Below are 10,560 nucleotides of genomic sequence, written 5' to 3'. Positions count from 1 at the left end.
AACCACTTCGTGGCCAACGCAAGCGTTGTTCAAAAATGTTCCTGACATTTTTAGTCCGACGATCGCTCTCTCACGTGGTTCCCGACCACGTGACCCCGACTGAAGGGTAAAAAACGGTGCGACTGAAGCCGGGAACAAGGTCAAAACCGGCTCGGTGTAGCCTTTGGGTTTTGACGTTGACCTTGGGTTCCGGCTTAAATCGCCTCCATTTTGACTCCTGGTGGCAGGGTCCAGCCGTCGGGAACGGCTGGAGGGCGCGATCGTCTGGAACGAATCGCAACCGACCCTGACACGGAGGCAAAATGGAGGTTTACCGCTTGCGGCGATTGATTTGCCGGGAGTCCGGGTTCTTAGGGTGGCGACGGTGACCACCCTAAGACGTTCACCAGTTCAGTGGCTATATAAAACACTGAACACCGGGTGAACGGAACTGTCTCCCGACTCACGCAGATGTGACTAAGAGACAGCCTTGAAGGAGAGGGTGACCACTGCTTGCATCCCGCCCCATCTTGCGGCAAAGTCAGCCCAGATAAACTCCTCGGGCGAACGTAAATTATGAAACGGTTAATTGTTGGGATTTCAGGTGCCAGTGGCGCGACTTATGGTGTGCGACTGCTTCAGGTGCTGCAACAATTGCCGGATGTCGAAACTCATCTCATCCTCAGCAATGCCGCTCGCCAGACACTCGCACTGGAAACCGATATTTCCTTAAGAGAAGTTCAGGCATTTGCTGATGTAGTTCACGACTCGCGTGATATCGCCGCCAGCCTCTCCTCAGGCTCTTTTAAGACCCACGGCATGGTCATACTGCCCTGCTCAATCAAAACCCTTTCTGGCATCGTTCATAGCTATACAGATGGCCTGCTGACACGAGCCGCCGATGTGGTGCTGAAAGAACGTCGTCCGTTGGTGCTTTGCGTACGTGAAACCCCGCTGCACCTTGGCCATTTGCGCTTGATGACCCAGGCGGCTGAAATGGGCGCGGTGATTATGCCGCCGATGCCGGCGTTCTATCATCGCCCGCAGAGCGTGCAGGATATTATCGACCAGACAGTGAATCGGGTCATCGATCAGTTTGATATTGAGCTTCCGCAAGATCTGTTCACACGCTGGAGTGGGGCTTAAACACTGTCCCAGTGTGGTGCATCACAAAACCCTTCGCCTCAAAATGGGGCGATTTTGTAACCTCGATCACTTCCAGAACATTTATCCGCTATTTTCCTCCGTTAATGCTTTTTCCTCATACCAGACCTGCTATCTTTCAATCTCGTGACAGGGTTGTAACTTTTATTTAACACGCTAGTGCGCACTTTCTTTCACGCAAGAAAAAGTGGCATGAGAACTGCAACTCTGCTTCGCAACACAAAACAAATACAACACGATATTACACATAATAAGACCAGTTACTTGAGGGTACCGTATGAAAAAGCAAGTTCTTGCTCTGTCTTTACTGCTAGGCCTGAGTGCCACCGCCAGCGTTTTCGCAGCCATTCCACAGAGTCTTCGTCTTGGTACGGACACGACATACGCGCCGTTTTCTTCTAAAGACGCGAAAGGGGATTTTGTTGGTTTCGATATTGATCTCGGCAATGAGCTCTGTAAGCGCATTAATACTAAATGTACGTGGGTTGCCAGTGACTTTGATGCGCTGATTCCATCGCTTAAAGCGAAGAAAATCGACGGTATCATCTCCTCACTTTCCATCACCGAAAAGCGCCAGAAAGAAATCGCCTTCTCAGACAAACTTTATGCTGCTGACTCCCGCCTGATTGCCGTTAAAGGCTCCCCAGTTCAACCGACTCTTGATTCCCTCAAAGGCAAGCACATCGGTGTGTTGCAAGGCTCTACGCAAGAAGCGTATGCCAACGCTGAATGGCGTAGCAAAGGTATCGATGTGGTGCCTTATGCTAACCAGGATCTGATTTATTCTGACCTTGCAGCGGGTCGTCTGGATGCTGCTTTCCAGGATGAAACCGCGGCGAGCGAAGGCTTCCTGAAACTGCCTGCCGGTAGCGGTTATGCGTTTGCTGGCCCAGCGGTGAAAAACAAACAGTACTTTGGTGATGGCACCGGTATTGGCTTGCGCAAAGAGGACACTGAGCTGAAAGCGGCCTTTGATAAAGCACTGGCTGAAATGCGTAAAGACGGCACTTACGACAAATTTGCGAAGAAGTACTTCGATTTTAATGTTTACGGTGAATAACGTTATCCCGTAGTCTGTAGCCCGGTTATGATTCGTCATGGCCGGGCTGAATAGAATTGCAAACTAGCGCTGAATTGCTTGCACTGATTTAGTGCAAATTTTTTCGGGTGCACCAGAATGGCAATTTCCTTGCATCCTGTTGGTGCAGTGTCTTTTTTGAGTGAAAGTGCCGGAGTAGCATGGCGAGCTTACACCCAGGAAAAACACTATATTAAGATGCATAAATTGGCATAGAACATGCAATTTTATACGGTTAAAAAGCCATCGCACATAAAATTTACCCGAGCATCTTGAAGGGCGACGGGTGCAGTCTATTCGAGGATAATTATGAACAAGCAGATCATTGCTCTTTCTTTAGTACTGGCATTTTCCAGTGTATCCACAGCTTTCGCCGCAATTCCTAAGAATTTACGTATCGGCACTGACCCAACTTATGCTCCGTTTGAGTCGAAAAATGCTCAAGGGGAATTGATCGGTTTTGACATCGATCTGGCAAAAGAACTTTGTAAACGCATCGAAACCAACTGCACCTTCGTGGAAAATCCACTGGATGCGCTGATCCCTTCGTTGAAAGCGAAAAAAATCGACGCGATTATGTCGTCACTTTCCATCACTGAAAAACGCCAACAAGAAATTGCCTTCACCGACAAACTGTACGCGGCAGATTCGCGTTTAGTGGTCGCTAAAGGTTCGCCAATTCAGCCAACGCTTGAGTCGCTGAAAGGTAAGCGTGTTGGTGTGCTGCAAGGCACCACGCAAGAAACCTTTGGTAACGAGCACTGGGCACCTAAAGGCATTGAAATTGTCTCTTATCAGGGTCAGGACTCTATTTACGCCGACTTAACCGCTGGCCGTATTGATGCGGCATTCCAGGATGAAGTGGCCGCCAGCGAAGGTTTCCTGAAACAACCTGTTGGTGCCAATTACCAGTTTGGTGGCCCATCAATTAAAGACGAAAAGCTGTTCGGCGTGGGTACCGGTATGGGTCTGCGTAAAGACGATACCGAGTTACGCCAGGCGCTGAACAAAGCGTTTGCAGAAATGCGCAAAGATGGAACTTACGAGAAGTTAGCGAAGAAATACTTCGACTTCGATGTTTACGGTGGTTAACAGTCACCAGTGGTTCAACCTGCCCGTAAAGGGCAGGTTAGGTTTGTGCAAACACTGACGACAGGATACGCACCATGCTGTACGGTTTTTCAGAAGTCATTTTTAAAGGGGCGATCGTCACGCTGGAACTGGCGTTAAGCTCCGTTATCCTCGCCGTTATTATTGGCCTGGCGGGAGCTGGTGCTAAGTTATCCAAAAATCGCCCGTTAGCCATGCTGTTTGAAGGTTATACCACCTTGATTCGTGGTGTTCCTGATCTGGTGCTGATGCTGCTGATTTTCTACGGCCTGCAAATGGCACTCAATGTGTTAACCGACTGGCTGGGCGCGTCTCAGTTTGATATCGACCCGATGGTGGCTGGTATCATTACACTCGGTTTTATCTACGGAGCCTATTTTACCGAAACCTTCCGTGGCGCTTTTATGGCGGTACCGAAAGGCCATATCGAAGCGGCAACCGCTTTTGGCTTCACCGGTTCGCAAACTTTCCGCCGTATTCTCTTCCCGGCCATGATGCGTTATGCGCTTCCGGGCATCGGTAATAACTGGCAGGTCATTTTAAAGTCCACTGCGCTGGTGTCGTTACTAGGCCTGGAAGATGTGGTTAAAGCCACTCAACTAGCTGGGAAAAGCACCTGGCAGCCGTTCTACTTTGCGATTGTCGCCGGGCTAATTTACCTGTTCTTTACCACGGTATCGAACGGTGTGCTGCTCTGGCTTGAACGCCGTTACTCGGTTGGCGTGAAGAGGGCTGATCTATGATCGAAATTATTCAGGAGTACTGGAAAGCGCTGCTGTGGACAGACGGTTATCGCCTCACCGGTGTGGCTATCACGCTGTGGCTGCTGATTTCTTCGGTCGTGATGGGCGGGATTCTGGCGCTGTTCCTGGCAATTGGCCGTGTCTCAAGCAATAAGTTTATCGCGTTCCCTATCTGGCTGTTTACCTACATTTTCCGTGGCACACCGCTGTATGTGCAGTTGCTGGTGTTCTACTCCGGGATGTACACGCTGGAAGTAGTGAAAGGCACGGTGTTGCTCAATGAGTTTTTCCGCAGCGGCCTGAACTGTACGGTGCTGGCGCTGACGCTAAATACCTGTGCCTACACTACAGAAATCTTTGCCGGGGCGATTCGCTCTGTGCCGCACGGTGAAATTGAAGCGGCTCGTGCTTATGGTTTCTCGCCATTCAAATTGTATCGTTGCATTATTTTGCCATCGGCGTTGCGTATCGCGCTGCCTGCGTACAGCAACGAAGTGATTTTGATGCTGCATTCTACGGCGCTGGCGTTTACCGCTACAGTGCCCGATCTGCTGAAGATCGCCCGCGATATCAACTCCGCTACCTACCAGCCGTTTACGGCCTTCGGGATTGCTGCGGTGCTGTACCTGTGTATTTCCTATGTGCTGATTAGATTGTTCCGCAAGGCTGAGCAACGCTGGTTGCAGCATGTTAAACCAAGCTCAACACATTGAGTGTGCAATGATGACTGATAAAAAATTAAGCGTTACCGACCTGCACAAGCGCTATGGGCAACATGAAGTGCTGAAAGGGGTTTCTTTACAAGCCAACGCTGGCGATGTCATAAGCATCATTGGCTCATCGGGTTCCGGTAAAAGTACCTTTTTACGCTGCATTAACTTCCTTGAAAAACCGAGTGAAGGGACGATTGTCGTCAATAACCAGAACATAAACCTGGTGCGCGATACTGATGGGCAACTGAAAGTTGCCGATAAAAACCAGCTTCGTTTGCTGCGCACACGCCTGACGATGGTGTTCCAGCATTTCAACTTGTGGAGCCATATGACGGTGCTGGAAAACGTCATGGAAGCGCCGATTCAGGTGCTTGGCCTGAGCAAGCAAGAAGCGAAAGAACGTGCGGTTAAGTATCTGGCGAAAGTCGGCATTGACGAGCGCCAGCAGGTGAAATATCCGGTGCATCTGTCCGGCGGCCAGCAACAACGTGTTTCTATTGCCCGTGCGCTGGCGATGGAACCGGAAGTGTTGCTGTTCGATGAACCGACTTCCGCGCTCGACCCTGAGCTGGTAGGCGAAGTATTGCGTATCATGCAGAAACTGGCCGAAGAGGGGAAAACCATGGTGGTGGTCACGCATGAGATGGACTTTGCGCGCCACGTTTCAAACCATGTAATTTTCCTGCATCAGGGCTTAATCGAAGAAGAAGGGACGCCAGAAGAGTTGTTTGGTAACCCGAAAAGTGCGCGTTTGCAGCAGTTCTTGTCGGGATCGCTGAAGTAATTCCCCCTCACCCTCTCCCCAGGGAGAGGGTGCTCGCTTTCCCCTTCTCCTGGGGACAAGGTTGGGATGAGGGCGTTTCTTACCGCACCACATCCCCAAGCGCTTCCTCAAGGTCATACCAACGAAAACCAAACCCGGACTCCTCAAGCCGCTTTGGCAATGCGCGTTGCCCGCCTAACACCAATACCGAAGATTCACCCATCATCATTTTTACCGCAGTTGCCGGTGCTCGCATAAACGCCGGGCGATTGAGTACGTGGCCGAGTGCATGAGAAAATTGTTCATTGCGAACCGGGTAGGGCGAAACCATGTTGAAAGGCCCGCGTAGATCGTTATCCAGCAACCACAGAATGCCGTTGACCATATCGTCGATATGAATCCATGCCAGATATTGCCGCCCATCGCCCATCGGCCCGCCCAGGCCTAAGCGAAATATCGGCAGTAGTTTCGCCAGAATCCCGCCTTTTGGAGCCAGAACCACGCCGGTACGCAGCAGGCAGACACGTGTGTGCTCGCTCTGCGCGCCACAGGCGATTTGTTCCCAGCGGGAGCAGAGTTTATGGGTAAATTCATTGTGCGGCGGCTCATCTTCGTTGACGACCACTTCGCCGAGATCGCCGTAATAGCCTGCGGCTGAGCCAGAGATAAATACTGACGGCGGCGTTTGACTGGTTTTAAACATCTCGACCAGACGTTCGGTGATTTGCCAGCGGCTGTTACACAACCGTTGTTTTTGCGCTTCGGTCCAGCGTTTGTCAGCAATAGGTTCGCCCGCCAGATTGATGACGGCATCAAAGCCATCAAGACTGGAGTTCTCACTTAACCCTTTCCAAAGCATGACTTTTTGATCAAAAAGTACGCGGGCTTTCTCAGGGTTTCGAGTGACGACGGTGACATCGTGCCCTAATTCCAGCAAGCGCGGCACCAAATGGCGGCCAATCAATCCGGTTCCGCCGGTAATCAGTATCTGCATGGTCGTCTCCAGCTTATTACGCCTGGCGACGCCAACTCATCGTCATGGATACTGAGTCGGCATAACGCAGCGCGTGAAGTTTATCGATTTCCACTTCAGCATAAGACACCCACGGATGGTCGCATGCGATATCGAGCACATCCTGAGTTAATTTTTCTAACAATGAGAAGCGATGATTTTCAACCAACTGGATGATTTGTTTGGTAATGGTGCGGTAGTTCAGCGCATCGTTGATGTCTTCGCTGGCACGTGCTTTATCTGCCGGATAATGAATCGCGACGTTAACGACAATATCCTGGCGATTGGCAATTTCTTCTTCTTTGATGCCAATGAAAGTGCGCAGGCGTAAATTTTTAATTCGAATAATCGCGTCTGGTTGTGGGGATGACATTGCAGGTTGCCTCCATGTAGTAATTTCCGACCTAGACTATACCCAAAATGCATGAGGAAAAAAATTGCGCGCCTTGTCGGGCGCGCAGGGTTTAGTTTTGTTGCGCTTTCTCATAGGCGCGTTCGGTTGCCGGGCGTGAGCGGATTCTCTCAAACCAGTTTTGAACAGCAGGGAAGTGCGCCAGGTTTATGCGTTGGCGCTCATGGGAAACCGTCCACGGGTAAGTCGCAATATCGGCGATGCTGTACTCATCGCCGCCAAGCCACGGGGTTTTCTCCAGTTGCTTATTGAGAACGCCATATAAGCGTTGAGTTTCCACCTGGTAACGCTCAATGGCGTAGGGGACAGGCTGGGGGGCGAAATGATTAAAGTGGTGGTTCTGGCCGAGCATTGGGCCAAAACCACCGACTTGCCAGAACAGCCATTGCAGGGTGTGGGCGCGCTCACGCAAATCTTTACTCAATAGCTCGTTGGTCTTTTCGGCCAGATAAAGCAGGATTTCGCCTGACTCAAATAGGCTCAATGGGCCGCCACCATCGGTAGGATTCCTGTCGATAATTGCCGGAATTTTATTGTTCGGGGAAATCGCCAAAAAGGCAGGCTGAAACTGATCTCCTTTGCCAATATCAATACGATGAATGGTGTACTCCAGACCTGCCTCTTCCAGAAACAGCGTGATTTTGTGGCCGTTTGGTGTGGGTGCGTAGTAAAGGTCGATCATCTCAATACCATCCTGACATCAGTTTTCTTATAAACCTATGGAGTATAGACTTTTTGAAAAAACTGCTCTGTAGATGAGTTTTGCTCAAGTGACAGGCGTGATTTTCCGCTATATGTTCAATAGCCTGGGTAACTAAATCATGGGGATATTATGAGTCAGCCGACAATAACGCTTTGGTCCGATAGCAACTACTTTAGCCCGTATGTCATGTCTGTTTATGTTGCCTTGAGAGAGAAAGGTCTAAACTTCACGTTGCAAACTATCGACCTGAATAGCGGCCAAAATCTGCAACCTGGCTGGAAAGGGTATGACCTGACTCGCCGTGTCCCTGTCATTGCGGTCGATGATTTTGTACTGAGTGAGTCTTCGGCCATTACTGAATATCTCGAAGAACGTTTTGCTCCACCGACATGGGAGCGCATTTATCCACACGATCTGGAAAAACGTGCCAGGGCCCGCCAAATTCAGGCCTGGATCCGTAGCGATTTAATGCCGATTCGCGAAGAGCGTTCTACCGACGTTGTTTTCGCAGGAGTGAAGAAGCCACCATTAACAGAGCGTGGGCAGGGTGCGGCACAAAAACTTCTGGCTACCGTCGAGGGATTATTGCCCATCGGCCAGCAAAATTTGTTTGGTGAATGGTCAATTGCCGACCTTGATCTGGCATTGATGCTGAACCGTTTGATCTTAAATGGTGATGAAGTGCCTGAGCGCTTAGAAGAATACGCAACATTCCAATGGCAGCGGGCTTCGGTTCAGCGTTTTCTGGCACTTTCCGCAAAGCATTCTGGCTGATTCGTCCCATAATTCGTTATGATAAATTTGCTTATCATTAACAGGAATGTGGTTTTATGAAGCTAATGTTTGCCTCGGATATTCATGGTTCGCTACCCGCGACAGAACAAGTGTTGATGCACTTTGAACGTAGCGGTGCTAAATGGCTGATATTACTCGGTGACGTGTTGAATCACGGGCCGCGTAATGCCTTACCGGCGGGCTATAATCCAGGTGCTGTTGCTGAGAGATTTAACAGCATTGCGGATAAAATTATTGCGGTACGCGGGAACTGTGACAGCGAAGTCGATCAGATGCTGCTACATTTTCCGATTACCGCCCCCTGGCAACAGATTTTAATGGCTGACCAGCGTTTATTTGTGACGCATGGTCATTTATATAATCCTGACAAACTGCCGCCGCTGGCAGAAAATGACGTGCTGGTTTTTGGCCACACTCATTTACCATTGGCTGAAAAACAAGACACGGTTTATCTATTCAATCCAGGTTCGGTAAGTATCCCAAAAGGTGGGTTCGAAGCGAGTTACGGCATGCTAAACGATGGTGTTCTGAGCGTTCACGCACTGAATAACGATGGGGTTATTGCACAGGTGGAGATTACCCCGTAACTTACCTTAAAAATTAGACCCGTTAGCATTCGAGTTGCAGCCAACACCCCTGCAGCTTGAAGGATGACGGGTATAACCATTACGCGCCATAAGAGCGCCCTGAATAAGGTTTCCCCGATGGTGGAACAGAGTCATTTTGTTGGCACGGAATGGGTAGACATTGTCAATGAAGACAATGAAGTCATTGCGCAATCAAGCCGTGAGCAAATGCGCGCACAGCGTTTACGTCATCGCGCGACCTATATCGTTGTGCATGACGGTATGGGTAAAATTTTGGTGCAGCGACGCACCGAAACTAAAGATTTTATGCCTGGTATGCTGGATGCCACTGCAGGTGGAGTGGTTCAGGCCGACGAGCAATTACTGGACTCTGCTCGCCGCGAGGCTGAAGAAGAACTGGGTATTGCGGGTGTGCCGTTTGCCGAGCATGGTCAGTTTTACTTTGAAGATGCCAATTGCCGCGTATGGGGAAGCCTGTTTAGCTGCGTTTCGCATGGCCCGTTCGCGTTGCAGGAAGAAGAAGTCAGCGAAGTGTGCTGGATGTCGCCAGAAGAGATTACTGCTCGCTGTGACGACTTCACGCCAGACTCTTTAAAAGCACTGGCATTATGGATGACCCGCAACGCTAAGAATGAATCTCAGCACACCGCTGCTGCGGAATAATTCATTTCTGATATTGTTTTCTGCGAGACCTGCCCCGGAAGTTAATTCCGGGGTGAGTGTAGAAAAATACACATTACGTTAATGGTACGAATGTTTTTTTACTTATTACCTCTTCCCCGTATTTACAATAACACTACAGTGCTCCGCTCGAATTAATAACTTCTTTAATTCTTCTGATTGCCACATGCACGTTTTTTGTCGAGTAACTAAAATAGTCCAGATGGATTATCTTTTTCTTATCAAACCCTCTGCGGGCAAACATAAATTTCAAACCTGGAATGACGACGATAATATCGAAGCCCTGAAGCTCGATTTCTTTTGCGTCAGCATAGGTCGTGTCTGACTCGACTAGCCATGGCAGATCAAGGCTTTCAACCTGTTTACGTAATGAATATATGTATTCATTGTGGTCGACGATAAAATGAGATAACGCGTTGCCTTGCATCATGATAGGGTTAAAACATATTGAAAAACTGGGTGTGCAAACAACACATATTTTCGTCATTCGGTTGCTGTTTTCCATATGGTTCTATTCCTGGTTTATTAGTCTGTGAACATCCAGAGGGTAAATTTTATGATGTTTTTGATTGTGTAAAAAACACCTATTATAAAAAACAGGGCAATAAACGTTAGTTTTGGATTCTCAACGCCTGGCGTAAAGGAGTACCAACCTGAAAATGTTAAGCTCGAAATGACATAGGTTAAATATAACAATAAAATATTGTCGTTGTATTTTTTCCGCATAGTCACAATGTCCTTTTGTCATAAATAGTGATGGGTAAGAATTGGTGATTAGCAATGAGTGGCACTTTGCTTTAAAAGCCTGAATTTCTTTTTT

The 10,560-nt window shown here is 49.0% G+C and carries 13 protein-coding genes; 9 read left to right on the top strand and 4 right to left on the bottom strand.

The features are described 5' to 3' along the window. Window positions 1-555: 555 nt before the first annotated feature. From MES37_RS11960 to hisP, 6 genes are all read left to right on the top strand, one after another. A complete protein-coding gene (locus tag MES37_RS11960) occupies window positions 556-1,125 on the top strand; it encodes a UbiX family flavin prenyltransferase (protein ID WP_064544771.1) in 570 nt (189 codons plus the stop codon). Between the two features lie 295 nt (window positions 1,126-1,420). Next, window positions 1,421-2,203, top strand: a complete 783-nt coding sequence (gene argT / locus MES37_RS11955; RefSeq protein ID WP_064544773.1) for a lysine/arginine/ornithine ABC transporter substrate-binding protein ArgT — start codon at window positions 1,421-1,423, stop codon at window positions 2,201-2,203. Between the two features lie 327 nt (window positions 2,204-2,530). Next, window positions 2,531-3,313, top strand: a complete 783-nt coding sequence (gene hisJ / locus MES37_RS11950) for a histidine ABC transporter substrate-binding protein HisJ (protein WP_064544775.1) — start codon at window positions 2,531-2,533, stop codon at window positions 3,311-3,313. 74 nt (window positions 3,314-3,387) lie between these two features. Beyond that, complete coding sequence (locus MES37_RS11945; RefSeq protein WP_064544777.1) at window positions 3,388-4,074, top strand: histidine ABC transporter permease HisQ; 687 nt, start codon at window positions 3,388-3,390, stop codon at window positions 4,072-4,074. Next, window positions 4,071-4,787 carry an ABC transporter permease gene (locus MES37_RS11940; RefSeq protein WP_064544779.1) on the top strand — a complete coding sequence of 239 codons (717 nt, stop codon included), beginning with the start codon at window positions 4,071-4,073 and terminating at the stop codon, window positions 4,785-4,787. The genes MES37_RS11945 and MES37_RS11940 overlap by 4 nt, the downstream gene beginning before the upstream one ends. Window positions 4,788-4,797: 10 nt before the next feature. After that, window positions 4,798-5,571, top strand: a complete 774-nt coding sequence (gene hisP / locus MES37_RS11935) for a histidine ABC transporter ATP-binding protein HisP (RefSeq protein WP_034497324.1) — start codon at window positions 4,798-4,800, stop codon at window positions 5,569-5,571. A gap of 79 nt (window positions 5,572-5,650) precedes the next feature. On the opposite strand, the gene MES37_RS11930 is transcribed toward hisP, so the two are convergent. From MES37_RS11930 to yfcG, 3 genes are all read right to left on the bottom strand, one after another. Then, window positions 5,651-6,544: a TIGR01777 family oxidoreductase gene (locus MES37_RS11930; RefSeq protein ID WP_237931494.1), complete on the bottom strand. Its 894-nt coding sequence runs from the start codon at window positions 6,542-6,544 to the stop codon at window positions 5,651-5,653. 16 nt (window positions 6,545-6,560) lie between these two features. Beyond that, window positions 6,561-6,935, bottom strand: coding sequence for a dihydroneopterin triphosphate 2'-epimerase (gene folX / locus MES37_RS11925; RefSeq protein WP_064544783.1), 375 nt, complete (start codon window positions 6,933-6,935; stop codon window positions 6,561-6,563). Window positions 6,936-7,026: 91 nt separating this feature from the next. Next, a complete protein-coding gene (gene yfcG / locus MES37_RS11920) occupies window positions 7,027-7,656 on the bottom strand; it encodes a GSH-dependent disulfide bond oxidoreductase (RefSeq protein WP_064544785.1) in 630 nt (209 codons plus the stop codon). 150 nt (window positions 7,657-7,806) lie between these two features. Here yfcG and yfcF point away from each other — a divergent pair, with 150 nt between their 5' ends. The 3 genes from yfcF (at window position 7,807) to yfcD (ending at window position 9,722) form a co-directional block, all read left to right on the top strand. Next, on the top strand, window positions 7,807-8,451 hold the full coding sequence (yfcF, locus tag MES37_RS11915; protein ID WP_064544787.1) for a glutathione transferase: 645 nt from the start codon (window positions 7,807-7,809) through the stop codon (window positions 8,449-8,451). A gap of 56 nt (window positions 8,452-8,507) precedes the next feature. Continuing rightward, window positions 8,508-9,059: a phosphodiesterase gene (yfcE, locus tag MES37_RS11910; RefSeq protein ID WP_064544790.1), complete on the top strand. Its 552-nt coding sequence runs from the start codon at window positions 8,508-8,510 to the stop codon at window positions 9,057-9,059. Between the two features lie 117 nt (window positions 9,060-9,176). Beyond that, a complete protein-coding gene (yfcD, locus tag MES37_RS11905) occupies window positions 9,177-9,722 on the top strand; it encodes an NUDIX hydrolase YfcD (protein WP_064544792.1) in 546 nt (181 codons plus the stop codon). A 133-nt stretch (window positions 9,723-9,855) separates the two neighbouring features. Here yfcD and MES37_RS11900 read toward each other — a convergent pair whose 3' ends face one another. Then, window positions 9,856-10,245, bottom strand: coding sequence for a hypothetical protein (locus MES37_RS11900; protein WP_064544794.1), 390 nt, complete (start codon window positions 10,243-10,245; stop codon window positions 9,856-9,858). Between the last annotated feature and the right edge of the window lie 315 nt (window positions 10,246-10,560).

It is taken from the genome of Buttiauxella sp. S19-1, assembly GCF_022134725.1.
GTDB classification, from domain to species: domain Bacteria; phylum Pseudomonadota; class Gammaproteobacteria; order Enterobacterales; family Enterobacteriaceae; genus Buttiauxella; species Buttiauxella ferragutiae.
This window is presented reverse-complemented; position numbering and strand designations above follow the sequence as displayed.

Bases quoted from the DNA above. Each gene is read 5' to 3' on its own strand.
- MES37_RS11900 (WP_064544794.1), bottom strand. From the start codon at position 10,245: ATGGAAAACAGCAACCGAATGACGAAAATATGTGTTGTTTGCACACCC.
- yfcD (WP_064544792.1), top strand. From the start codon at position 9,177: ATGGTGGAACAGAGTCATTTTGTTGGCACGGAATGGGTAGACATTGTC.
- argT (WP_064544773.1), top strand. From the start codon at position 1,421: ATGAAAAAGCAAGTTCTTGCTCTGTCTTTACTGCTAGGCCTGAGTGCC.
- MES37_RS11945 (WP_064544777.1), top strand. From the start codon at position 3,388: ATGCTGTACGGTTTTTCAGAAGTCATTTTTAAAGGGGCGATCGTCACG.
- MES37_RS11940 (WP_064544779.1), top strand. From the start codon at position 4,071: ATGATCGAAATTATTCAGGAGTACTGGAAAGCGCTGCTGTGGACAGAC.
- yfcE (WP_064544790.1), top strand. From the start codon at position 8,508: ATGAAGCTAATGTTTGCCTCGGATATTCATGGTTCGCTACCCGCGACA.
- hisJ (WP_064544775.1), top strand. From the start codon at position 2,531: ATGAACAAGCAGATCATTGCTCTTTCTTTAGTACTGGCATTTTCCAGT.
- MES37_RS11960 (WP_064544771.1), top strand. From the start codon at position 556: ATGAAACGGTTAATTGTTGGGATTTCAGGTGCCAGTGGCGCGACTTAT.
- folX (WP_064544783.1), bottom strand. From the start codon at position 6,935: ATGTCATCCCCACAACCAGACGCGATTATTCGAATTAAAAATTTACGC.
- yfcF (WP_064544787.1), top strand. From the start codon at position 7,807: ATGAGTCAGCCGACAATAACGCTTTGGTCCGATAGCAACTACTTTAGC.
- MES37_RS11930 (WP_237931494.1), bottom strand. From the start codon at position 6,544: ATGCAGATACTGATTACCGGCGGAACCGGATTGATTGGCCGCCATTTG.
- hisP (WP_034497324.1), top strand. From the start codon at position 4,798: ATGACTGATAAAAAATTAAGCGTTACCGACCTGCACAAGCGCTATGGG.
- yfcG (WP_064544785.1), bottom strand. From the start codon at position 7,656: ATGATCGACCTTTACTACGCACCCACACCAAACGGCCACAAAATCACG.